Origin of the sequence: Photobacterium leiognathi (assembly GCF_030685535.1) — a bacterium.
In the GTDB taxonomy this organism is placed as follows: Bacteria; Pseudomonadota; Gammaproteobacteria; order Enterobacterales; family Vibrionaceae; genus Photobacterium; species Photobacterium leiognathi.
On the sequence record NZ_CP131601.1, the window covers coordinates 1,563,204 to 1,586,349 of the forward strand.

The 23,146-nt window shown below is 39.1% G+C and carries 22 protein-coding genes; 12 read left to right on the top strand and 10 right to left on the bottom strand.

What is annotated here, in order from left to right; translation table 11 throughout:
• Positions 1-619 precede the first annotated feature (619 nt).
• Entirely contained in the window at positions 620-1,018 is a 399-nt protein-coding gene (locus Q7674_RS14300) for a hypothetical protein (protein ID WP_023932408.1), read from the top strand.
• 49 nt (positions 1,019-1,067) lie between these two features.
• Here Q7674_RS14300 and Q7674_RS14305 read toward each other — a convergent pair whose 3' ends face one another.
• On the bottom strand, positions 1,068-2,438 hold the full coding sequence (locus tag Q7674_RS14305) for an SLC13 family permease (protein ID WP_045062929.1): 1,371 nt from the start codon (positions 2,436-2,438) through the stop codon (positions 1,068-1,070).
• Between the two features lie 953 nt (positions 2,439-3,391).
• Positions 3,392-5,137: a DNA repair helicase RadD gene (gene radD, locus Q7674_RS14310; protein ID WP_045062928.1), complete on the bottom strand. Its 1,746-nt coding sequence runs from the start codon at positions 5,135-5,137 to the stop codon at positions 3,392-3,394.
• Positions 5,138-5,313: 176 nt separating this feature from the next.
• On the opposite strand from radD, the gene Q7674_RS14315 reads away from it, so the two are divergent.
• Complete coding sequence (locus Q7674_RS14315; protein ID WP_305424080.1) at positions 5,314-6,381, top strand: FAD:protein FMN transferase; 1,068 nt, start codon at positions 5,314-5,316, stop codon at positions 6,379-6,381.
• A 379-nt stretch (positions 6,382-6,760) separates the two neighbouring features.
• On the top strand, positions 6,761-7,255 hold the full coding sequence (locus Q7674_RS14320) for an RDD family protein (RefSeq protein WP_052679862.1): 495 nt from the start codon (positions 6,761-6,763) through the stop codon (positions 7,253-7,255).
• A gap of 13 nt (positions 7,256-7,268) precedes the next feature.
• On the opposite strand, the gene Q7674_RS14325 is transcribed toward Q7674_RS14320, so the two are convergent.
• The 5 genes from Q7674_RS14325 to Q7674_RS14345 all read right to left on the bottom strand — a co-directional run bounded on the left by Q7674_RS14325 (position 7,269) and on the right by Q7674_RS14345 (position 11,005).
• Complete coding sequence (locus tag Q7674_RS14325; protein ID WP_045062926.1) at positions 7,269-7,610, bottom strand: hypothetical protein; 342 nt, start codon at positions 7,608-7,610, stop codon at positions 7,269-7,271.
• A gap of 85 nt (positions 7,611-7,695) precedes the next feature.
• The gene (locus tag Q7674_RS14330; RefSeq protein WP_045062925.1) at positions 7,696-8,652 is read right to left on the bottom strand and encodes a DUF3137 domain-containing protein; all 957 of its coding nucleotides are present in this window, start codon (positions 8,650-8,652) and stop codon (positions 7,696-7,698) included.
• Between the two features lie 18 nt (positions 8,653-8,670).
• Complete coding sequence (locus Q7674_RS14335; protein WP_023932400.1) at positions 8,671-9,234, bottom strand: LemA family protein; 564 nt, start codon at positions 9,232-9,234, stop codon at positions 8,671-8,673.
• 147 nt (positions 9,235-9,381) lie between these two features.
• Positions 9,382-9,876, bottom strand: a complete 495-nt coding sequence (locus Q7674_RS14340; RefSeq protein WP_045062924.1) for a GNAT family N-acetyltransferase — start codon at positions 9,874-9,876, stop codon at positions 9,382-9,384.
• A gap of 289 nt (positions 9,877-10,165) precedes the next feature.
• Positions 10,166-11,005, bottom strand: coding sequence for a 2OG-Fe(II) oxygenase family protein (locus Q7674_RS14345; RefSeq protein WP_305424138.1), 840 nt, complete (start codon positions 11,003-11,005; stop codon positions 10,166-10,168).
• 230 nt (positions 11,006-11,235) lie between these two features.
• Here Q7674_RS14345 and Q7674_RS14350 point away from each other — a divergent pair, with 230 nt between their 5' ends.
• The 4 genes from Q7674_RS14350 to Q7674_RS14365 all read left to right on the top strand — a co-directional run bounded on the left by Q7674_RS14350 (position 11,236) and on the right by Q7674_RS14365 (position 14,535).
• Positions 11,236-11,607 (top strand): hypothetical protein, encoded by a 372-nt coding sequence (locus Q7674_RS14350; RefSeq protein WP_045062923.1) that lies wholly within the window; start codon positions 11,236-11,238, stop codon positions 11,605-11,607.
• Between the two features lie 106 nt (positions 11,608-11,713).
• Positions 11,714-12,409, top strand: a complete 696-nt coding sequence (rsuA, locus tag Q7674_RS14355; protein WP_008987179.1) for a 16S rRNA pseudouridine(516) synthase RsuA — start codon at positions 11,714-11,716, stop codon at positions 12,407-12,409.
• Between the two features lie 240 nt (positions 12,410-12,649).
• Positions 12,650-13,840, top strand: a complete 1,191-nt coding sequence (locus tag Q7674_RS14360; RefSeq protein WP_305424084.1) for a Bcr/CflA family multidrug efflux MFS transporter — start codon at positions 12,650-12,652, stop codon at positions 13,838-13,840.
• A gap of 41 nt (positions 13,841-13,881) precedes the next feature.
• The gene (locus tag Q7674_RS14365; RefSeq protein WP_045062922.1) at positions 13,882-14,535 is read left to right on the top strand and encodes a DUF2913 family protein; all 654 of its coding nucleotides are present in this window, start codon (positions 13,882-13,884) and stop codon (positions 14,533-14,535) included.
• Positions 14,536-14,650: 115 nt separating this feature from the next.
• Here the strand turns inward: Q7674_RS14365 and Q7674_RS14370 are convergent, their stop codons facing one another.
• Positions 14,651-15,823: an MFS transporter gene (locus Q7674_RS14370; RefSeq protein ID WP_045062921.1), complete on the bottom strand. Its 1,173-nt coding sequence runs from the start codon at positions 15,821-15,823 to the stop codon at positions 14,651-14,653.
• 214 nt (positions 15,824-16,037) lie between these two features.
• On the opposite strand from Q7674_RS14370, the gene Q7674_RS14375 reads away from it, so the two are divergent.
• The 4 genes from Q7674_RS14375 to Q7674_RS14390 all read left to right on the top strand — a co-directional run bounded on the left by Q7674_RS14375 (position 16,038) and on the right by Q7674_RS14390 (position 20,319).
• Positions 16,038-16,817 carry an AraC family transcriptional regulator gene (locus tag Q7674_RS14375; RefSeq protein WP_045062920.1) on the top strand — a complete coding sequence of 260 codons (780 nt, stop codon included), beginning with the start codon at positions 16,038-16,040 and terminating at the stop codon, positions 16,815-16,817.
• 268 nt (positions 16,818-17,085) lie between these two features.
• Positions 17,086-18,261, top strand: a complete 1,176-nt coding sequence (locus Q7674_RS14380) for a PcfJ domain-containing protein (RefSeq protein ID WP_045062919.1) — start codon at positions 17,086-17,088, stop codon at positions 18,259-18,261.
• Positions 18,262-18,300: 39 nt separating this feature from the next.
• Positions 18,301-19,089 carry a helix-turn-helix domain-containing protein gene (locus Q7674_RS14385; protein WP_045062918.1) on the top strand — a complete coding sequence of 263 codons (789 nt, stop codon included), beginning with the start codon at positions 18,301-18,303 and terminating at the stop codon, positions 19,087-19,089.
• A 45-nt stretch (positions 19,090-19,134) separates the two neighbouring features.
• Positions 19,135-20,319 carry an MFS transporter gene (locus Q7674_RS14390; protein WP_008987171.1) on the top strand — a complete coding sequence of 395 codons (1,185 nt, stop codon included), beginning with the start codon at positions 19,135-19,137 and terminating at the stop codon, positions 20,317-20,319.
• Between the two features lie 52 nt (positions 20,320-20,371).
• Here Q7674_RS14390 and Q7674_RS14395 read toward each other — a convergent pair whose 3' ends face one another.
• Positions 20,372-21,058 carry a peptidoglycan DD-metalloendopeptidase family protein gene (locus Q7674_RS14395; protein ID WP_305424088.1) on the bottom strand — a complete coding sequence of 229 codons (687 nt, stop codon included), beginning with the start codon at positions 21,056-21,058 and terminating at the stop codon, positions 20,372-20,374.
• 29 nt (positions 21,059-21,087) lie between these two features.
• Positions 21,088-22,311 (bottom strand): MFS transporter, encoded by a 1,224-nt coding sequence (locus tag Q7674_RS14400; protein ID WP_305424090.1) that lies wholly within the window; start codon positions 22,309-22,311, stop codon positions 21,088-21,090.
• A 181-nt stretch (positions 22,312-22,492) separates the two neighbouring features.
• Here Q7674_RS14400 and Q7674_RS14405 point away from each other — a divergent pair, with 181 nt between their 5' ends.
• Positions 22,493-23,059: a prepilin-type N-terminal cleavage/methylation domain-containing protein gene (locus Q7674_RS14405; protein ID WP_162184321.1), complete on the top strand. Its 567-nt coding sequence runs from the start codon at positions 22,493-22,495 to the stop codon at positions 23,057-23,059.
• Positions 23,060-23,146: the final 87 nt, after the last annotated feature.

Below are 23,146 nucleotides of genomic sequence, written 5' to 3' on the forward strand. Positions count from 1 at the left end.
ACGCGCATTAAAAAACTCAAGCACGATGCTTGAGTCTATTTTCACTTACTGTGTAAGCAATAATGGCATTGGTCTCGTCAAAATGGTGCATTGAATAATGATGCAAATCCATTCACGGCTGCCGGAAGCGTTGGCTTCGAGATGACGACAGACGAACAATTGTGACTACTCCCCAAAACGGGGCAATTCTAGTCTTCTAAAACCAAAGTTTCCAGTCGTTTTTTTAAATTATTACTGTTTAAAGCAATCAGATATAAATACGATGTTTTTAATAATGGTGAAGTAAATAGGAAATGTAAAAATGAGTGAAATTATGAATTAATGGGATTAATTACTAAAAAATGTTTAAGGAATATTTTTGACTATTAATATTACAGTTAGTTCCTAACAAGAATAAAAGCGTAATGGTTATGCATAATAGAAATTTAGCATGATAACGGTTGGTTCCATTGGTGTTAAATAATTGTTTTTTATCTGTTTTTTGTAATGTTAAAACGAAAAAATGATGTGATATTGCTCACAAATGCAATTGGCTTCATTTAGTGGCTTAGCGAAGTGGACGTATAGTCTTACCGATAAAAGATAATGATTAATGTTACGTTCCTACCTAAGGATAGTTATGGAAACAGTACTTAATACATCAGAGCAAGAACTTATCATATTTGATTACACACATTTTCTTTCTCTTCTATGCCATCAGAAATGGACATTTATCGACTTTATTCAAAGTCTCGTACCATCTTTTGAGATGAATATTAAATCGAATATTTCATCACCAATAAGTCCTGCTGAAAAGTTACATAAAGAAGCCTTAAAAGTACTTTCAAGCAGTGCAAGTGATACTCAAAATATTATTCGTTTATTATTTTTATCACGCAATGAAGATATTCAAGGTCTTGTTCTGTTATTACCATTTGCATTGGAGCCTGAACAGGTCAAATTAATTGAAAGAAAAGGGAAGTGTAAGATAGAAAAGCAAAACGACAACGGAGAAAGATTACTCATCACTCTTGAGTAAAATTTTTACAAAGAAGGTGCGTTATTACACCTTCTTTGCCTGCGATTAATTACCAGAATATCCAAGTAAACAGCGTTAAAAACACAATACAAAGAATATTTAGGTAAATACCAATTCTCATCATTTCTTGTTGTTTTATGTGACCCGTACTAAATACAATCGCATTGGGTGGTGTCGCAACGGGTAGCATAAATGCACAAGATGCTGCGATTGCAATTAATGCCGATAAAATCACAGGCGATACCCCTAGCGCTTCTGCAACGGTTGCAAAAACAGGAATGAGTAGCGCAGCACTTGCCGTGTTACTCGCAAACTCAGTTAAGAAAACCACAAAGATCGCTATTACAAAGATAGTTAGTAATAATCCTGCTTGGTTGAGAAATCCACTCAGTTCCTGAGCGAGAAAAACACTGGTACCTGTTGCTTTTAATACGTTACTTAAACAAATACCCCCACCAAATAAGATAAGTACACCCCAATCGGTTGATTTTTGAATATCTTTCCATTCAACAACACGTGAGGCACAGAGTAAAACGATCGCACTTAGTGCAACAACGCTGTCAAATTTTGCAAAGCCACCTAAATAAGCATTGATCGGTTTACTGAAAATCCAACATGTGACGGTGAATAAAAAAATAGCGAGAGTGAGCAGCTTACCGTTTGTCCATGTAATAGGGGTATGATCGATTTCAAATTGATGGTTTAGGTTGGGCTTTAATAATACATATAATAACCCAACAGTAAGAGGTAACAGTAGTAAGCTAACTGGTACGCCAAATGCCATCCATTCGGTAAAGTTAAGTCCTGCTTCTGCTGCTGCAATTGCATTGGGTGGACTACCTACAATCGTTGCAATACCGCCGATACTAGCACAGTAAGCAATACCCAATAGGGTAAAGACATAAGTACTGTGTCCTGTTTTATTGTTTACTTTACTTAATACGCCAAGCACTAATGGCAACATCATTGCTGTTGTTGCGGTATTACTGATCCACATGGAAAGGCCAGCAGTAACACCAAATAACATTAACACTGCGACAGACATTTTCCCTTTAGCTGCAACTAGAACTTTATCTGCAATCACTTGATCTAATTGTTGTTTGTGCAGTGCTGCTGCGAGTGCAAATCCACCTAAAAATAGAAAAATAATAGGGTTGGAGAAATTCGCTAATGCTTGCGGTGTTTTAAAAATACCAAAAAATATCGCGAGTAATGGAACAAGAATGGCGGTTACGCTGACGTGTAATGCTTCAGTTAGCCAAAGTACAGCGATAAAGCTCAGAATACTGAGCCCGAGATTGACATTTTCCTCAAAAGGTAGGATGTTAAGTAGGGTAACAAACAATAGAATGTCTGCGATGATAATGAGACTGTTACGATTTAAGAGCCATTGCCTTATTGTGATAGTGAGTGCAGTCATAGCCTTCTCCGATAGTAAAAAGCACTTTTAAATGAGCATCAAATTGCGTAAGCACTATAAGAGCAAGTGGTTAAAAAGTGTGTGACTAATGTATATAAATGGTTAATTTATAAAGAAAAATAAATATACGTTTATTATTAGAGTTTGCGTAGTAATTCATGCTTTAGTGGGATGATTGGAAGTAAATTTATTGACTAATTAATGTTGTATTTCGCTATATGCTCATTTTTCACATGGATATTTGAAATATATCTCTGTGTAAGTTTTTAAGTTATTGTTATTAAAAGTGATTGTTTAAAGTTACATAAAATTTGTAACAAATATAAAGTTTTATTAGACGCATCAAGTATGATACCGTTTTCCTAGTGACAAAAAATTGACGTTAAAGACTTGTAAAAATGGCGTAAAGAGTATGGCTAGGAAGCAAACAATAAGTAAAAGTGTAAAGCTTAATAAGAAGATTAAAGCTGATGCATTGCAGCATATAAAAACGGTTAAACATCGGTTTATGACGACAATGAATTCAAAAAAGAATAATAAAACAGCTTAATCTTAATTACTATCACTTCAGTGTGTTTAAGGATAACTGGATAGCATTCAATTATTCATAATGAACAAAGCGCTTGCTAGTGTATAAGTGTCTAGCATCCACACTGTATGTTAAGTTATTGGTTTATATTGGTACTTTTAGTGTTGAGCCTAAGCTTTTAACATATCTGTTAATGTTATTATAAAAAGGATTGAACATTTGACGATACAAAAATTAATCATCTAGCAATAAATTAGTACAATTTCGAACTTTAAACATTACTAAGCGGTGTCAGTTTAGTTTTATTGTTCTAAACTGCTTACCGCTTCAGTGCTTATATTGTTATGTTAAATTTAGGCTAGGCTATTGATGTTAAATGTCACCATTCTGCACAGTAAAGTTAAATAGTGTTTCTTAAAATTGTTTAATCCCTTTGATACTGACCCAAGTCGAACAACTTATCTCTAATTGCCCAGAAACGACCACTTTTACGAGCGATCACAATTTCTGGTGGACGTAAACGGTGCTCGTTATTGGCAACCTTGGTTGGGGCTGTATCAGTAAACGGGCGGTGACGATCCACTAAATGGGGATTAATAAAACGCTTTAGAAACTCTTGTTTCTGGGTTTTATTGGAAAGCGTCCACACTTCATTTATTTCATTACCTTCATCACCGATATACACCACTTTAAGCTGCGGTTTATCAAACTTGTTTTTACCCGGCTCTAAACGCATGTCGGTACATTTCATAATCATGGCATCTTTTAGCTTCAACGCATCACGAAGCTTTTTATCAGGATCAACCATGACGGCGTCACACTGGTGGCAACGTCTGGCGGCAATATCATTATCAGCGCCACACTCTTCACAGTATTTAGCACGGAAACGATAACCACATTCTTCACGTTCGCCTGTTTCATCGTCTTCAAAATAGCCTTGGCAACGACGACCATAATGCTCAACTAAAAAGCCTGCGGGATCAAGTTTGCCCCAAAAGCTGTTTTTAAAGCCGCAAGCAGGGCATGGCACCATGACAACTTCACTTTCACTATTAGGTTTAGGATCGCCAACTTCAGGTTGGTATAAGTCGTAACAGTTGCCAGCATATTCAAGCACTAAACAATCTTCTTTGCCTTCGGATAGGCGTAACCCTCGGCCTACAATCTGTTGGTATAGGCTAATAGATTCTGTTGGGCGCAAAATGGCAATTAAATCCACATGGGGCGCATCAAAGCCAGTGGTTAATACCGATACGTTAACAAGGTATTTGATTTTCTGATCTTTAAAATCGTTGATTATGCGATCACGCTCTTCAATACTGGTATCACCAATCACTAAAGCGGCATTTTCGCCAGCCAGATACCCCATAATCTCTTGGGCATGATTGACAGTGGAAGCGAAGATCATCACGCCTTTACGATCTTTGGCGTAGTCGATGACTTGTTCAATGATCATCGGTGTCGCACGTTCCGATTTACTGATGATACTATTTAGATCGGCTTCTTTATAATGTCCTGTAGAAGAGGGCGTGAGCGATGAAAAGTCATAGCCAAGTACGGCCATATCCATCATTTTAGGCTCGGTTAAAAAACCTTCATCTAATAAATAGCGGATCGGCAGCTCAAAAATACAGTCACGGAAGAAGCGATCTTGCTCGGTACGTACTTGACCACGAGTATGGTACTTGTAAATCCATCCCATACCTAAACGATAAGGGGTAGCTGTTAAGCCAAGGATCTTAATGTTGGGGTTTACTTCTTGAACGTGCTTGATGACCTTGCGATACGCGCTGTTTTCATCGTCGGGAACACGGTGACATTCATCAATAACCAGCAGTGAAAACTGTTCTTTGAATTTATCTAAGCTGTTTGCCATTGATTGTACCGAGGCAAAGACTACCTGTTGATCGGTTTCTTTTCGTCCTAATCCAGCTGAGAAAATCGCTGCTTTTAAGCCATAACTTTCGTATTTGGCGTGGTTTTGCTCCACCAGCTCTTTAACGTGGGTTAACACCAATACACGACCACGAGCAATGCGGGCAAGCTCTGCTACTACAAGGCTTTTACCTGCACCTGTCGGTAAGGTGAGTACCGCTGGGGTATTGTGCTTACGAAAGTAATGAAGGGTGGCATTCACGCTATCTTGTTGGTAAGGACGAAGAGTATACATAAAACGGTACTGGCTTAGCTAAAAACCTGACTAGTGTACATTTAACCAGTGGTTTGGCAAAGCCTTTCATTGATGGTGAGAACGTGTCGCTAACTGCAGTGTTTTGCCTCTATCTAGTAGTACTTAGTAACTGTTGGTAAACTTTGGTTACATTTGCGAATCAATAAGGTTTTTGTATGTTCGAGAAAACGTCGAATGTTGTTCTAAAGCGGAGCTGTACGGCATTAACGATATCCGCAATCATGATGTTGTCGGGCTGTAGTCAACCACCAAAGTTAGAAAAAATTGCAGGTTATGCTGAAGGTACGACTTACCACGTGAGCTACTGGTCTAAAGACGAAGTATCGCCTTCAAAAGTAAAAGCACAATTTGATACAGCGTTAGCGGCAATTGATAAAGAGTATTCGACTTATCGTAATGATTCGTATATTTCGAAATTCAACAAAAGCACGTCTACTGAGTGGCAACCAGCGTCGAAAGATTTCATCTATATGGTGTCTTTAGCTCAGTCGATTAATAAAGCCAGTCACGGTTGTTACGATCCGACTGTTCAGCCGTTATATAAACTTTGGGGTTTCCAAGGTGAAACGTTGAATGTGCCAACGGCTGCCCAAATTACCAAGATCCGTGATGATATGGGGATCGACAAAATTGAAATCGATCCTGAGCATTTACGTATTCGCAAAACCATTCCTCAACTTCAACTTGATTTATCGTCAATGGGTGAGGGCTATGCGATTAGCCGTTTAAGCCAAATTCTAGAATCTGATGGTGTCGAGAACTACTTGGTTGAGTTCGGTGGCGATATGAAGATCAAAGGTCATAAGCCAATGGGTGAAAAATGGCGCGTGGCAATTGAACAGCCTATAGCGCTGAAAGACGGTATTCGCCCGTATCAGATCGTGACAATCAATGATGAGAATGGTGTATCGCTAAATACGTCAGGTACTTACCATCATAATTTCAAAGATGGTAAAAAAGACTATTCACACATTTTAGATCCTCGAACTGGTGCGCCAATTACTCACAATTTAGTATCGGCTTCTGTGTTTGGCACTAACCCTGTTGAAGGCGATGCGTGGGCAACAACTATGCTGTGTTTAGGTCCTGATGAAGGTAAAGCAGTGGCGAATGAAGAATCATTGCCGGCTTATTACATTCAAGATGTGAACGATGCCTTTAAGAGTTCGAAGAGTAATGCGCTAATTCATTATAAGAACATTACGTTAAGCCAGCAGAAGTAATGGCTGAAATATAGCTATCAAAGAGTCTTATCTGGATAGATCATCTAGATAAGACTTCTTACTTTTATAATCTAGCTAAAATTTATATCTAGTGTTTAACCTCTACTCATGTTTATTGAAGGTACTAGATCTGAAGCTTTTCTTATTTATCTATTAACCACATTGAGAGTGGATACCGATTTCCAAGATGGCGTGCAGTATCAAACCAAACAACATATCGGAACATTTAAGTTTGAAAGGGTAGATTAGTATTATTAACTATGAAAGGCATAGCTATCTATAGTTATGCCTTTACATTATAAGTAACAGTATTGTGACACGGGTTGACGTTTTTTTATTAAGAGTATTTTACACTTCGAAAAAATTTCAGGTCAGCAAAGTGAAGAGTAATACTACATTTACCGATCAAAGCGATTGTTATGCTGTGGCAAGTTCTATTCAACGCTTTTTATCCGGATTAATCGATCTTCTGGTTTTTAGCGTCATTTCTATCATCCTACTTTATCTTTATAATTTAATACGTTATCAAGAAATATACTCCTTTGGTCATATGATGGGTATGGAATATAACCGAGTGCTCTTGAGTATTCTAAATACGGTTTTATTTCTTATTGTTAATTGGTCTTTTTTTAGAGAAGGTCAGACACTTGGTATGCGTTTTGTCGGAACGCAAATAGTGATGAAAAATGGTTTTAAAGCATCAATGATCACTGTAGTAATTCGACAAATATTCTATTCATATTTAGGGATGATGACCTTTATTATTCCACCGATTCTATTATTTGCTATTAATGGCTTACTGTTAAAGTTCCATCCATGTAAGAGGCTGTTACATGATCTTATTGCAGGTACAATGGTTATTCAAAAGTATTAAGTGAATAAATTTGTCAGTTTAGCTTGGTACGTGTTTTTTGTAGTTTGAGCCAAAAAGACTCTTGGCATCGGCTGGTGAAAATTTTCTTTTTCGGTGCAATTACTTCTCCTTGTGGTTGGGTAATAATTTCGTAATTGATCCAACACTCAGGGCATACACTATCGTCAAGTATACCTAGCGTTTCATCAAACTCAGTGGTTTTTAACATAACGGCACCATTACTAAAGGTTGCACGCTCTTCTGTATGATGGATCTCTACATCATCTTCAAGGTAAGTGTGTTGCTGTATTTTCCTGTCGATAATGAAAGAGTCATTTGTGTTAAAAGCTAAAATGTAGGTAATGAGATCGTTCATGTATAGTCTTCTTATTGATTTACGATAACAACATAGCTGTTTTAATACGCACTGTTGCCATCGTAAATCAAGGAATGAGAGATAACTAGTGTTTGGTCCAAATACGGGTGTTGAGATCTAAGTCATTTACAATATCGATAACGAACTGTAGATCGTGGGCAATGTCTTGCACCGATTCGAAACTGTCAGATTGAGTAAATAGGGCAGGCTCGAAATAGTTTTTACTGTTGCTGATGGCAATGTAAATATTGTTATCAATAAACGACAGTGAGACTTTGCTTTTCGCTTTGGCGACAAAATCTACCAACCTTTCCATCATCGCAGGGGTTAGCAGGTAACGAGCTTCAATTTGATCACTACTATAAACCGAGAAGTGTTGTTCAAAGCGAGGATCTTCGAGTTTTATACGATCTGATTTACGGTTAAATAACTGTGTGACTGAATCGCTAATCGCTGATAAAAACGCATTTTTAGCTGGCACAATTAGTGTTTTGCTGATGAAGCTCTTATTGGCGTCAGCTACAAAGAAAATACCGTTAAAAATGGTTTCCCATTCCTCACGATCTTCTTTTTGGTTTAGGCGCTGTTTTTTAACTTGAGTATTGAGCTCTGAAAAACGCAGCGTGGTTTTGCCTATTTTACCTTCTACGAAATCCTCGCCTTGGTAGCTGTCATAATGAGTTGGAAATAGTTGGCTCGCTTTATAGTCATGCTCAGAGATTGCTGAGAGCGGTTGATATTGAAAACTGTCATTGATGTTAGCCAGTAGAGAAGTGATGACCTTTTCTTTATAAGTCACGCTGTATTGTTTTTTCTGTTTAGAAAAACGTACTAGCATAAAAAGCGAGATAACAAAGGTAGCGATAATACCCAATGGCAAGCTGTTGTAATGCAGCGCAAGCGGGATCGAAATAGCAGCGGTTATTGCACCTGTTGCTAAGGCAATCCATAGCTGTTTGATGACATGTTGACGGGTAGATTCAAGGCTTGAGAGTTGTTCTCTTAAGCCTTGTTCGTATAGGGCAGAAATACGATCTTCCATAATAAGACCTAGTGATAATTACTTGTTGTTAAACAATGCTGCGGCATCAATGTTTTGGCGTTCTACCTCTGGGATCTCAAACAAAGGTAAGGTCTTTAGGTTCATGCTGTTAGCAATAATGCTAGATGGAAACATTTCTACGGCATTGTTGAAGTCAGTAACTGCGGCATTAAAACTACGACGAGAAGCTGATAATTGTGCTTCTACTTCATTCATTGAACGTAATACGGTATCAATATTCTCGTTTGCTTTTAGCTCTGGGTATGCTTCAACCGCGACACGGAAATGGGAAAGGGCGGTACTCATTTGTTTATCTAGCGCAGCTTTTTCATCAGTGCTGGTGGCGCTATTAGCTTGAGAGCGTAGCTCGGTGAGTTCAGTTAATACTGTTTTTTCATGCTGCATGTACGCTTTAGCGGTTTCAATAAGGTTTGGCAGTAAATCAAAGCGTTTTTTCAGCATCACATCAATGCTGGATTCTGCGTTGGCAACTTGGTTTTTCTTACCAATTAATCCATTGCGTAGTGAGATATAGATAAAGGCAAGCAGCACAATAACCGCAATCGTGATAATAAGGCTCATAACATTCCTTGGTTTTGAAAAATGAAAAGCAGGTTTTATGGTGATGATTCTAGCTAAGTTGTCAATAGATTCATACGCTTAACAATCAAAAAAGCCTTGCAATGTATAATGACAATGCAAGGCTTTAAATACGGACGTTAGCGATATTTATGACGCAACGTGTAGCGGTACGGTGCTTTGAACTAATGTTTTTGTCATCATGCAGAATTGTCGACGAGGTACAAAACCTTGACGCTCATAGAAGGTACGAGCGCCAGCATTTCCGATGTTTACCTCAAGCGATAGGGCTTTGATCCCATCATTAATCACGTTTTGTTCTACTTGAGGGAATAGGGCTGAACCTATGCCTTTTTGTCGCCATTCTGGTTTTAAATAGAATTGGTCAATTAAGCCGACCTTTCCGCCATGCTCTAGGCTAAAAGCGTAACTAACAATCAAATGTCCTGCGATTTGGGTTTGACCATTTTCTTCGACTTCAATGAACCAAGCATGACCTAGCTCTGGTGATGCAAGCAGTTGTTTTACTGCCGCAGAGGTTTGCTCTACTTTTTGTGGTAAAGCCTCGTAAGCGAATAGTTCGTCAATCAGTTTTAGGAAAGTATCAAGTGAAGAAAGCACTGGTGTTGTTAACGAGATTTTCATACGGAGTCCCTAAGTAAGATCTACGGCAACCAATTTGGTTATCAATGAACTATAGATCTGAAAGTCTGAATGTAAACGTAATCAAGATTAAATTGGTAAGCTATTACTCTATAAGCCAATAATAGATTGTTTGCATAACAAATCGGATTCAACTAACTCATTTTGAGACAAGAGCCACGAAAAAATGTTCAGATTTTTGAGCCTAATTACAGAATGATTAGTTAGAAAACTCGGCAATGAACATTTCGGTTTAATGCCGAGTTTGATGGTAGAAGCGGTTGCTGTAAAATTAGATTACGCCAAGTTCACGTAGACGTTCCATTAAATAGCTATCTGCCGTGTATTTTTCAGACAGCACGACTTCTGGTTTTGGGTGCAAAAACAGCGGTAATGAAATGCGTGATTTGGTTTTATCTGCACCTTCAGGGTTGATCACTCGGTGAGTGGTTGAAGGGAAATAACCGCTAGAAGCCTCTTGTAGCATGTCACCAATGTTGATGATCAGGTTACCAAAATCACAGGGTACATCGATCCAACTGCCATCTTTTGCTAGCACTTGCAGCCCTGGTTCGTTAGCCGCTGGTAGAATAGTTAATAGATTAATATCTTCGTGGGCACCTGCACGAATTGCACCTAGTTCTTCATCACCTTTTAGTGGCGGATAGTGTAATACACGTAACAAGGTTTTTTCACTACCATCAATCATGCTCGACAGCGGTTGGGAATATTTGTCGGAAATGTCATTAGGTGAGTATTCTTCAACCCATGATAGTAGCTCTGTCGCCAGTTCATTAGCTTCTTGGTAATACTGCTGAACTTCTTGTTTTAGTGCTGATGGACATTGACCCCAAGGGTAGTAGTGAAAGTATTCTTTAATGTCTTTCTTAGTGTGTCCTTTTGCGGTTTCTGACACTTCAGTAGGGAATAAGCCATCTTGGGTTTCTACATTAAATAGAAAATCTGTTTTCTCTTCACTATTTAAAAATTGGTACCAATTGTCATAGATACTTTGAACTAATTTTTGTTGAATAGGGTGGTTTTTTAATACCCCAAAGCCAGTATTGCGTAGCGATTCAACAAATAGCTGTTTCGCGTTTTCTGCCGTGTAATCTACCGCTTCCAGTTTCATTGACATTATTCTCCAACTGTATCTTTATATTTATAGCAATCGTTTAGCTGAGCGCCATATATTCTATTTTGGAAACAAAGACGTAACAAGGATGTGGCATATAAAGTTTAGAAACATAGTATCCATGAGAGGAAATAATCACTATTTGACGCGTTTATCTGGCATACAGTTAAGTAAAGGTTAAGGAAGTTGTTAACAAAATAGTAGGACAATGATAGAGAATTCAGAAGATGAAAAAGAAGTTAGCACTATTATGTTCCTGCTTATTCATTAGCATGAGTATATTCGCAGGTACGCTTAATCCATTAACAATTTCTTCAAAAAATGAACAACTTTATAAGGGTTATAAAACCTATAGCGGTAATGTGGTGATGCATATTTGTCGTGGTACAGAAGTTAAAATCGCCAGTGCCCATATTCAAAGCGAGGAACACGAAACGATTTATCAAGGCGATGTTGCGGTGACTTTTCCTTTCACCAATGAGAAAAATCAATTCGTGGTGATAACCTCAGATAAGGTAACAGTCAGAAAAGAGCAAGATAATAGCATTACATTGTTGGCTAACAGCATGAAGGTGCATTACGAATCAAAGCAAAACTAGGGCTACGAGACGTTTATCTCATTGATGATGGCGATAAGTTTTTAATGCATCTTTGTTATTTGGTCTTATAATACCGACCTTTTGTAGCAAGTAGCGGAGCCAGTTAATGAGGCTTGATAAATTCTTAGGTACTACGTTAGGTATCACACGTAAAGAAGCCGGTAAAATTCTTAAAGATCGTATGGTTGAAGTGAATGGTGAAGTTGTCCGTAACGGCTCTGTTCAAGTTTCAGATGATTGCGATGTAGAATTCAACGGTCGTTCGTTATCGTTGCAAGGTCCTCGTTACTACATGCTAAATAAGCCACAAGGTTTTGTGTGTTCACACGTTGATGATTTCAATCCAACGATCTTTGTGCTGTTTGATGAAATTAGCCCAGAGAAAATGCATGTTGCTGGTCGTTTAGATGGTGATACAACAGGTCTTGTATTAGTAACTGATGACGGTCAATGGTCACACCGTATTACGTCACCACGTCATGTGTGTGAAAAAACCTACTATGTTGAAACGGCAGATCCAATCACTGAAGATTATATTCAGCAATTCGCTGATGGCGTACAACTTCGAAGCGAGAAAGAGCTAACTCGCCCTGCGAAGCTAGAAATTCTTGGTGAGAATGAAGCGTTACTGACGATCACAGAAGGTAAATACCACCAAGTGAAGCGTATGTTTGCCGCAATGGGGAATAAAGTTGTTGGCTTACACCGTGAGCGTGTCGGTGCTGTTGAACTTGATGAAGAGTTAGAGCCTGGTGAATACCGTCCGTTAACGGAAGAAGAGATTGCTTCTTTTCTGAAATAAACGATTCTTAATGTAATTTTATAAATTATGTGTTGTAATAAAAGGCATAGAACAGCTTATTAGTTGATTTGTTTATGCCTTTTATTTTATCTGTCAAATACTAAGTATTCACTTAGCAAATATAATGCCAGAAAGGAAATAGCACTTTTCCATATTAGAAAGGTTCTGCTTAAGTCTTTTATCGTAAAATACAGGCTTTTCCTCGAATATCTTACTAATATACTTATAATAAGAGGTGCTATGAACCCGCCAAACAGCTCACGTCTGAGTCTGCAACTCATCCTGATCCTCGGTGCGATTGCAGCATTAACGCCACTGGCTATTGATATGTATCTGCTTACGATGCCAAGCATTGCGAAAGATTTTCTCGTTTCTCCCAGTTTAGTACAGGTTACATTAACCGCTTATACCACAGGTTTTGCATTAGGGCAGTTAGTTCACGGCCCATTAGCTGATAGTTATGGTCGTCGACCTATGCTATTGCTCGGCACTGTCGCTTTTTTCATCCTGACTGTGCTTGGTGCATTAAGTACCAATATTACCGAATTAACCTTTATCCGTGTGTTGCAGGGTTTTGCAGGTGCTGCCGCTGCGGTGATCATCAGTGCATTAGTACGTGATATGTTCGAGCGTGAAGAATTCTCTCGTACCATGTCATTTGTCACTTTAGTAATGACAGTTGCACCGCTATTAGCGCCTATGATTGGCGGTCATTTATCGGTGTGGTTTGGCTGGCGCTCAGTGTTTTGGTTCTTGGCTATTTTTGCTGTGATCGTACTGCTTTCGATTATCTTTAAGATCAAAGAAACCTTACCGAAAGAAAATCGTATTCCGTTTCATTTTATGTCGATTATTCGTAACTACGCCAAACTGTTAGCGAATCCGATTGTATTAGGTCTTATTTTCTGTAGCGGTTTTTCTTTTGCGGGTATGTTTACTTTCTTAACCGCAGGTTCGTTTGTTTATATTGATATTTACGGTGTCAGTGTGGCGAACTTTGGTTTCTATTTTGGTTTGAACATTGTTGTCTTGATCATTATGACAACGCTAAATGGTCGCTTGGTAAGAAAGAAGGGCACGCACTGGATGCTACGATTGGGGCTGTCTATCCAATTGTTTGCAGGTGTTATGCTGCTTGTTGGTCAATGGTTTAACTTTGGTTTATGGGGCACGGTGTTACCTGTTATGTTGTTTGTAGGTACGTTATCTATTATTGGTAGTAACTCGATGGCGTGTTTATTGGCGCGTTACCCACAAATGGCAGGTACAGCATCTTCATTAGGTGGCACATTCCGCTTTGGTATTGGCTCACTTGTCGGTAGTATTGTCGCCTTAATGCCAGATAGCACAGCATGGCCAATGGCTGGAACAATGGCGGTGTGTGCGGTTCTATCTGCTGGATTTTATTGGTGCTTAGCGAAAGATGCGTAAGCACATCGTAAGCTCTGTTTATTTTATTGTTTAATGTATTTATGACTTCTTTCTATAACGAAATTCTTAATGTGGTAACGGAAGGGTTATCAACATTGGTTGCCGCACAAGACGCGGGTAAAACACAGAAAAACCCTGTGAGTGAAACTGTGTTTTTAAGTGCATGGGTAACGAAAATGATCAAGCAACAGCGCTTTGATCATTGTGTGTCTAAAACCTTACTAGAGTGGCAGAAGCAATCTCGCACCATGGGTAAAAATGCACAACTTAAAGTGCAATTTGAGCGTATTAAAAACACTCTAAGTGCATTAAATGACACGAACGGTAAATCAACCATAATTAATGCTGAATTAATCGAAAGCTTTTACCGCGTATTAGAGCAAGCAGATTGGTTGATCACTAACGAATATGAAGTGAACCGTAAAGTGTCACACCATACTGATGGTCAAGCATCACTCGTTGTGTGTGCTGCACAATACAAGCAATCAATTGATGAGCAAGGCGTACTGGTGAAGCCGCTATCATTTTATATGCGTGGTAATACTCAGCAGTTTATTGATTTGGCTTATCAGCAAGGTGTATTGCTTTACAAAATTACTGATTACAAATCAAAAGTGAAGTTCCATGGTGAGTTTGTGATTTATCCTGATAACGCAGGTTCACAATTGCCAGAACTACCAACAGTGGCGAATTAATTTTACTACTCTAAACAGTAAAAAAAGCCGCATGAGACGCTTTATAGATAGAGCATCTTATGCGGCTTTTTTATTAGTTGCGATTTATCATCGGGCTTAATGAGTTATTACCGAGTTAACTCGCAGTTACGTTATCACTGGTTTGTTTATTGCTTTTTGTAACTAGAATTTTCACCATTACCAGCACAAATGAACAACCACCACAAACGAGTAATGTTAATGCTAGATTGCCAACATGAGCAGCATGTTCTAGACCAAAACCAATGATTAAGTAATAGAACAAGCCAAGTAATGCACCAGCTGTGCCTAAGTGGTTTCGGTAATTGATTAAAGCAGTACTAAACAAGTTAGGTAACGCTAGACCAAAAGACAGTGATACCAATGCCATTGGAATAAAGAACCAAACCGTTTCTTGCAATAAGTAAACACCTAAACCTGATGTCAGCATCATTAATGTCGATAACATTACGATGATATCACCGCGAATATGTCTGCGTATCAAACGAATATTGAGTAGCGAACCTAAAATTGAACCAGCAGCTAACACAAAGCTCGTATTACCAAAAAACTTAACGCTAGCACCTAGGTGCTCAAACATAAATGGTGCGATGCTGTAGTAAGAGAATAGGGCAATGTTTGCCAGTCCTACCATTAAAGCGATATACCAAATATGGCTGTCACGAAGCATTTTATTTGCCACTAAAAACAAGCTATCACGTTTGATGTGGTTTGGTTTTGTCTCTGGTAATGCAAAGCCACCCCAAAGTAACAGTAGTGATAACATGATCATCATCGCTGCAAATACCCAAGTGTAGCCACCGTGAGCTGTCAACCAGCTACCCAGTAACATACCAATCACAGGGCTTAGACCAATACTTGTTGAAGCAATTGAGAAAATTCTTGTTAAACTCGCACCTTCAAAGCTGTCACGTAAAATAGTTTGAGTACATACAGAGCCAACAGCAGCACCAAAGGCACACGCACCAAAACCATAAAGTAAGCCTTGGAATGTTGGCGCGTAATAACAAAATGTCGCCGAAGCAATACAAATAGCTATGCCTAGAAGTGTTGATAAACGACGTCCAATGACGTCACACATGGTGCCCCAGAAAACAACGCCTACCGCAAAAACCATAAAGAAGAGTGATAAAGCTTGTGCTGCTTCTGATGTTGTTACTGAAAAATGATTCTTAATTGATGTTAGCGCTGGGCTATACATCGTCTCTATAAGCTGTGGAAACATTAACAGCGAAATCGATAATAATGTTGATATTGTTTTTTTATTCATGACTTCCTCTTTGACGCTTTATCATCCATCTTCGAAAGACTAGTAAACTGTGTGAATCAGAGAATGATAAGTATTAATGTCATCGCTATTTTGTGAAGTGCGAGACTGTTATTTCAATGAGGATAAGTATATATTTGTCGCCATTTGGTGTGATATTAATATAAGAACAACAAACATCACTTTTAGGACATGTTGGCAAAAAAAGGCTCATGCGATGGCTTATATTAAAATGGAAGATCAATTTTGTGCTGACGATTACGACGGATTAGTTATTGGGCTTGCTGCTGATTTAGCAGAGCATGACTCGGGTTACCATACACATAATAAAGATCAGTTATTATTTTCTCATCATGGCTGTATGGTGATCAGTTTAGATGGTGTGAAGTGTGTTTTACCGCCGATGCGTGCAGCTTGGATACCCGCAGGCATTGAACACAAAGCACAAACGAGCAATGCTACCCAGTATCGTTCTTTATATTTTGATCAAAGTTTACAGTCGCAGTTACCGCGTGAGCTGAAGATATTTGATATCAACCCGTTAATGTCTGCATTAATGGAGCGTATGTCTTTTTGGGAGCTTGATAAGCCAAATAATGAGCAAGTTAACTCAGTAAATTTATTAATTGAAGAGTTAAACCTTGCGCAAGATAGTCATTTGAATTTACCTATTCCAGCAGATCCACGTTTAGCCTCATGGCTTGCAGGTATTGATGATGAGGAGTTTATTGCTCCAACATTAGCTGAACTGAGCCTACAAGTTGGCGCAAGCGCGAAAACGATCACTCGTATCTTTAATAAAGAAGTAGGGATGCCATATCAAAATTGGCGTCAGCAATGGCGTTTACTGGCTGCAATTGAATTATTGTCTAAAAGGTGGCGTGTTTCGACAGTTGCTCACCACTTGGCATTTTCTAGTGATAGTGCCTTTATTAGCTTCTTTCGTGAGAAAACGGGTTATACACCTGCACATTTTATCCGTGAAAATAAAGAGTAGCGTGGAAATGAAAGAAGGTTATTGGCTGATTTTAAAGCATATTTAACGTGGTTTTTGCGAAAGAATAACCGTGTTCACACAGTAAAATTATCCGCATATTGTTTAATAGATTTTTCGTACTAGCTTCTCATCCTTGCAGTTTTCCAGTTGAATCTTCACTTCGCTAAGGCATGATAGATTTATCAATTGTTATTGTTTTTTATATCAAAATTTATTGAGTAAATAACGATAACAATCACTCAAGGCTAACAGATTTATATGGATATTTATGCTTGCTTGTTGTGCTGAGCGCGAAGAGTGTCACCACTCAACGCCGTTAGTTTTATCATTCGATGAAGCCCTGACTTTCTTCCCATTTGAACTCGAATTCTATGATTGGCATGACAACCTTGCCATGTATCGATCTTACCCTGATGGGCATCGTGAACCATTAGAGGGGAGTTGTTCGTTCTACATTGAACACATTGAATCGTTAGAGGGCGGGAAAGCGTGGATTGCTAGTATTCCTAAAGGATTAGTGAAACAGGCAAGAGGTTATGCTGATCTTGGGGTATATATGCTTAAGATCGCTGCAATGAGCGAAAAAGCCCGTGAGTTATTACTTCAACGCCCAACGTTATTGTATTTGGTGTGTGAACAATACCCGTTAGATCAAGATGAAGTGTTGGCACTGTGTGAATTGGGTCAACGCAAAATATTACAACACTTAGGTTTGGCATCAAGTCGTGCTGCGCTTCGCTTCCTTGATCGGATTGATAGTGATTTCTCGACTCGTTCGATCGTTTTGATCATTCATCGCTTGCTGGATCCCGATGTAATGTCGTTTCAATTGTTCCGTCATTACAAAACCATTACTAACTTAACCTTGCAGATTTACCTGCAATGGCCAACGCTAACAGGCACACCGCTTGGACGCCATTTAGCGCAAACCACTCAGCGCGAGCGTTTTCAAATCAATCAGATTTTGTCCGATGTTTTCCAACTTGGTTATCGAGTGTTAGATGTCGATTCAATAAAGCGTATTCATGCCGTGACCTCTTATGAAGAATTAAGAGCACTGCATGATCGCTGGGTAGTGGCGCAGCATACGATCAATTTTGTTCCTGATGTGAATAGTAATAAGCCTTATATGATCCCATTTCCTGGTAATAATAACATTGTGCCGATTTGTGATTATCAAGAGCTTGAGCAAGAGGGTATCGAGCAAAATCATTGTGTCTCGATTTACCACAATAGGATCATTAAAGGCGAATATCTGGTGTACAAAATGTTCATGCCAGAGCGTGTAACCATTGGTTTAAAGCGGCATTACTTTGCTAATGGTCGTCGTAGTGAGATTTACACTGTTGATCAAATTCAAGCTCGTAATAATCGTATGCCGTCATCTGAAACCTTGGAAGCTGTTTACGGTTGGTTAGACAGTATGAAGTCAGCTAAGCCATAATACTGGTTGAATTTATTGGTTTACTCTCAAAGGAAAGCAATGCGGTTATTTCATTCGATAAAACGTTATGCACCAACAGAAGAAAAAGCACCGCATTCTCACGAGGATTTTGTTCAACTTTTTTATATCCACCAAGGTTGCGGTATTGCTAGAACAGAGGATAAAAGCATACTGGCTGTTAGTGGGCAACTTATTTGGGTGCCTCTTAATCACCGTCATCATTTGAAAGTGTTGAAAGATACCAGCTTAAGTATTATTCATGCTTCACCAGATGTTATTCCTCATTTCTACAATGAGATGGCGATTATCTCGACCAATCGCTTAATGGTACAAGTGATGGCAGAAATTGAGTCGCAAGATATTGGCAGTGAGCAAGGTGCTGATCGCAACAGTGATGTTCAACACCATTATTTAGCGGTATTTATTGATCAACTCAAAAAACAAAATTTCCAGAGCGATGCTTATCAAAGTAATCATGATATTGATAAACGCTTGCTGCCCATTATTGAAGCACTGACTATTGAACCTGATATTAAACTGTCTTTAGACCGTTTTTCTGAGCACTGTGGCGCATCTTCTCGTACTCTTAATCGTTTATTTATCAGTACATTTGATCAGCCATTTCGTGAAATAAGACAGCAGTTGGTTATGGCAAAAGCATGGCAGTTGAGTCGTGCAGGTGTCGCACATACAGATATTGCATTAGATTTAGGTTACAACAGCTTATCTGCCTTTTCCCATGCCTTTAATCGTTTCAAACAAGACAAAGCTCGCCAGAAGTTGGCGAAAAATCACAACTCGTTGTCGCTAGTTCAACAACAAGACTAAACACATCTGTTTAAGATAATGACATCAATTAAGGAGATTGTTGTCATGTCTTTACTACGTTTACTTTCTATCAGTTTATTAATGGCGTGTAGCTATTTCTTTGCTTCTGATATGTATGCACCTAGCTTACCTGTGATGTCTGAAGCATTGAATGTGTCCTCGACAGCAGTACAACAAACGGTGAGCGCGTTCTTCATTGCGTTAGGTTTAAGCCAATTAGTGTGTGGTGCTGTCGCTGAACGCTTTGGACGTCGTCCTATTGCGATCTTAGGTGCGGTGATATTTATTATCGGCTCAGCGCTTTGTTTACACGCAGATCAACTATCAGGTTTGATTATTGGGCGTGCCGTACAAGGTATTGGTGTTGGGGCGTTGTTTTTATTATGCCGAACCATAATGCAAGACTCATTGACGAAAGAGCAGTTAGTGGATGTGATGTCATGGTTTAGTATTTTATTTATGTGCTTGCCAGCGACAACACCTGCAATTGGTGGCTATTTAGAAAGTCATTTTGGCTGGCATAGTAGCTTCTGGTTTATGTTGGGGTTAGCAGTACTGCTATTTGTGGTTATTGCTTTAGCTTTAAAAGAAACCCACTTAGAAAAAAATATTCATGCGACAAAACCAAGGGTTGTTGCTCGTGATTACACCATGATTGCTACAAATCCGCAGTTTTTACGCTATTTAATCATGATGGTGATGGCTAACGGTGGAGCGCTGGTGTTTTATTTAATGGGCGCGTTTATTGCGAATAAGCAATACCATTTACCTGTGCAATATTTTGGTATGTCTTCATTGTTGCTCATTGGTTGTAGTTTGTGTGCGCGTATTGTTTATATTCGTTTTCTAAAATATACCGCCACAGAAGGGCGAATCATTAAAGCAGCAAGTTGTATTATGTTGCTTGGGGCGCTAACGATATTATCGAATGCGGTATTTCACAGCATGGCGACAATTATTATCGGTATGGGAATCTACTGTTTTGGTGCGGGTTTAACCACCTCAGTCGTAGCGGTCAGTGCATTGTATTTATTCCCTAAGCATAAAGGACAAACGGGTGCGCTGTTTGGCTCATTACAAATGGTTGGGATCTTTACGTTAACCTTTATTGTTAGCCATTTAGCAAGTGTTGAGTGGGTAATGGCATGCGTACTTATCACCATGTCGTTAGTGAATATCTCAGTACAACGCTGGTGGAATGATAATTCTGTCGTGTTGGCAAAAGCGTAAATAAAAAGCGCCTATTGGCTTAAAGGCTAATAGGCGCTTTTATGTATGCAGATTAATCTAAATCGCTACGCTTTAGGATCAAATTAGGGTTTGGGCAGTTATCTTGGTAAAAATCCAAATGCTTAGGGTCAATCACACCAGGATAATCATTATTGTAATCACCCATGTCTTTGATGATTTGAAAATGCAGATGGGGCGCCCAACCACCATTTTCTTCCGTTTTGCCTATTGCTGTAAATTGCTGACCTGCTGTGATTTTTTGTCCAACGGTGAGGGTTGATAAATACTCAGTGGCACAATGCCCATACAGAGTATAAAAAATATGATCTTCTAACTTATGTTTTAGGATCACAGTTGGACCATAGTCACCGTCTGCGGTGTGATTAGCAAGGCCAAAGACTTCACCATCAAGTGGGGCATAAACAGGTGTACCTTCAGGTAAACCTAAATCAATAGTCATATGAACCGTACGATCAGGGGAATCGGTAAAGTTAGCTTTATCTTGGTAGATCAAACGATGTTCAGCATAACGACCAATCACCACCGTAGCATTAGCTGCAACAGCACGGTTTACTATTTCATCAGCAAAGCTATGCTCTGCAGTAACCATACTCCATAAATCACTACTTGGTGTTAAATCAACAATATACCCTGTACCAAATTGTAATTCTTTTGGAACGACAGGGTGAAAGTCATGGGCTTTAAGTAGGTGTTCTAATGATGTTTTGCTGTTTGTCATGCTGCTTCCAATTCTGATGGTGTTTTCTTCTATATAGTCGTATTTTGAGTAGGTACCATTACCATTGCTGCTAGGTAGCCAATAACCGCGATACCTGTTGGTAGTAATAGGTGTACATTCACCATCATAGCAGTCAAATATCCGGTTAATGTCCACGCTAAGCCAACCATTGCACTTGAAAGCGCCATTGCCCAACCTTGGTCGATGTCACTTGCTCTGTCTGAAAGCGCTGTGATGTAAAGAGGAAAACACAGTGCCACCATGGTTGCAGTAAAGATCATCGCCAATACATGGCTGGTTGGTGTTGGCGTTATGGCTAGCAGCAACATACCAATTGCCGAAAGCGCTGTTGTTACTCGAAGTGCAGAGGACACAGAGAAACGTTTCAATATTAGGCGAGGGAGTAATAGCAAAGAGAAAATCATCACGATACCAATACCCATCATAAAGTATTGGTAGAACTCACTTTCTACTGCAATATTCCATTTCTGTGGGAAGATAAACGCAATGTTTTGGAAATAGAGGCTCCAGCTAAACTGGCAGATAAACACAATAAACAGACAGTTTAATAATCCTTTTTGGCTACGCTTTAATGGTTTCGCAAATGAGAACGGGTTCTCTTCCTTTACCGTATTTTGAATAGGTAAACGAATAATAAACAGCAACGCTAAGCTAACGATAGCAATTAGCAAACAAGCATAGAATGGCGCTTGAGCACCATAGCTTGCAGACAGTTTACTGCCCAGCGCTGGACCAAAAGACATGGCCGCCGTCATTACCACTGCGACTAAACTCATCAATGTTGCTTTGTTTTTCCCTTCACTGTTATCCGCCAAAATCGCTTGTGCAATCGGCTGACTAGCTGAGCCTAAGCTGTTGATCATGTTACCGACAAATAAAATGATCACTGAACTCACCACAATCGCATAAATCGGTAAGGCGAAACCGATAGCTACGATCACCAAACAAATGGCAATCACGGTCTTACGGCTGAACTTATCGGCAAAACGCGCAATAAAAGGGGTAAAGAACATCGAAATAAATGGGGCGGCAGACATTACCGTACCAAACAACATGCGGCGTTGTTCGATCGGCATACTCTTGGCAAATTCCAATGAATGATCAGTTAAAAATAAGCTGACATAGGCAGGGATCGTAATAAAAAATCCGGCAGAGCCAAGAAAGATAATGGTGTATAGCGTTATAAGCGTAAATAAGGGCAGCTGTTGAGCCGTGCGGTGTTGGTTGCGCATCTTATTCTCCCAGTGAATGTGCGCGGTATTCTAATGCGGTTGTTATTGCTATGAAAGAGGAATGTAAAGAATAAAAACTTGCAGAATATTGTTGTTATGGATTATCTTTCGGTTAATTAATTCTTATTGTGAATTTTTAGTTAAGTTCATGCACATTTTTGGGAATAATCGGATGCGACAAATGAATAAAAATAAAGGATTTACACTTATAGAGCTGGTTGTCGTTATCGTCATTCTTGGCATCATAGGTGTTGTTGCATCGTTAAAGACAATGGAGTTACCGTCTGATGCTCGCGTCGCCGTGATGAAATCCAGCAGGGCGGCTATACAAAGTGCATTCGATTTATTCCATGCCAAGCAAGAAATGGTGAATGCAAACATTACAACAGAAGATCACGAAGGTAATGTGCAGCATTTCTTAACTATTAATGGTGTGAAAATTTTGATTAACAAAAACGATGGTTATCCGTTGTTTCGTGTATTGCCACGTGAGAGGTTTCTTAAAGAATTTAAAGCGCTAGTGAATATGGATGTTGAATTGTTTTCTAATGATGATAAATACAAAACCAATTCGAAATTCATTTTATTACCGAATAACTACAGTGGATTTCATATCTTTTTTCGTGGACAACAGCCTACAAAGGGAAACACGAATTTTAGAAAATGTTATGTTGAGTACATTGCGGCAAAGCAGTTTGTCGGTGCTCCAGACATTAGTGAAGTCAAAGTCGCGACATCGGAGTGTTAAGCATTCGAATGTTTTAACGCTGTTTGTCTAACCCGTTTTATAAAAGTAAGCCCCAAGTGTTGAATAACCGCTTGGGGCTTACTTTTT

Excerpts from the sequence above, each read along its gene's own strand:
- Q7674_RS14300 (WP_023932408.1), top strand. The coding sequence starts at position 620 with ATGGAAACAGTACTTAATACATCAGAGCAAGAACTTATCATATTTGAT.
- Q7674_RS14305 (WP_045062929.1), bottom strand. The coding sequence starts at position 2,438 with ATGACTGCACTCACTATCACAATAAGGCAATGGCTCTTAAATCGTAAC.
- radD (WP_045062928.1), bottom strand. The coding sequence starts at position 5,137 with ATGTATACTCTTCGTCCTTACCAACAAGATAGCGTGAATGCCACCCTT.
- Q7674_RS14315 (WP_305424080.1), top strand. The coding sequence starts at position 5,314 with ATGTTCGAGAAAACGTCGAATGTTGTTCTAAAGCGGAGCTGTACGGCA.
- Q7674_RS14325 (WP_045062926.1), bottom strand. The coding sequence starts at position 7,610 with ATGAACGATCTCATTACCTACATTTTAGCTTTTAACACAAATGACTCT.
- Q7674_RS14330 (WP_045062925.1), bottom strand. The coding sequence starts at position 8,652 with ATGGAAGATCGTATTTCTGCCCTATACGAACAAGGCTTAAGAGAACAA.
- Q7674_RS14335 (WP_023932400.1), bottom strand. The coding sequence starts at position 9,234 with ATGAGCCTTATTATCACGATTGCGGTTATTGTGCTGCTTGCCTTTATC.
- Q7674_RS14340 (WP_045062924.1), bottom strand. The coding sequence starts at position 9,876 with ATGAAAATCTCGTTAACAACACCAGTGCTTTCTTCACTTGATACTTTC.
- Q7674_RS14345 (WP_305424138.1), bottom strand. The coding sequence starts at position 11,005 with ATGAAACTGGAAGCGGTAGATTACACGGCAGAAAACGCGAAACAGCTA.
- Q7674_RS14350 (WP_045062923.1), top strand. The coding sequence starts at position 11,236 with ATGAAAAAGAAGTTAGCACTATTATGTTCCTGCTTATTCATTAGCATG.
- rsuA (WP_008987179.1), top strand. The coding sequence starts at position 11,714 with ATGAGGCTTGATAAATTCTTAGGTACTACGTTAGGTATCACACGTAAA.
- Q7674_RS14360 (WP_305424084.1), top strand. The coding sequence starts at position 12,650 with ATGAACCCGCCAAACAGCTCACGTCTGAGTCTGCAACTCATCCTGATC.
- Q7674_RS14365 (WP_045062922.1), top strand. The coding sequence starts at position 13,882 with ATGACTTCTTTCTATAACGAAATTCTTAATGTGGTAACGGAAGGGTTA.
- Q7674_RS14370 (WP_045062921.1), bottom strand. The coding sequence starts at position 15,823 with ATGAATAAAAAAACAATATCAACATTATTATCGATTTCGCTGTTAATG.
- Q7674_RS14375 (WP_045062920.1), top strand. The coding sequence starts at position 16,038 with ATGGCTTATATTAAAATGGAAGATCAATTTTGTGCTGACGATTACGAC.
- Q7674_RS14380 (WP_045062919.1), top strand. The coding sequence starts at position 17,086 with ATGCTTGCTTGTTGTGCTGAGCGCGAAGAGTGTCACCACTCAACGCCG.
- Q7674_RS14385 (WP_045062918.1), top strand. The coding sequence starts at position 18,301 with ATGCGGTTATTTCATTCGATAAAACGTTATGCACCAACAGAAGAAAAA.
- Q7674_RS14390 (WP_008987171.1), top strand. The coding sequence starts at position 19,135 with ATGTCTTTACTACGTTTACTTTCTATCAGTTTATTAATGGCGTGTAGC.
- Q7674_RS14395 (WP_305424088.1), bottom strand. The coding sequence starts at position 21,058 with ATGACAAACAGCAAAACATCATTAGAACACCTACTTAAAGCCCATGAC.
- Q7674_RS14400 (WP_305424090.1), bottom strand. The coding sequence starts at position 22,311 with ATGCGCAACCAACACCGCACGGCTCAACAGCTGCCCTTATTTACGCTT.
- Q7674_RS14405 (WP_162184321.1), top strand. The coding sequence starts at position 22,493 with ATGAATAAAAATAAAGGATTTACACTTATAGAGCTGGTTGTCGTTATC.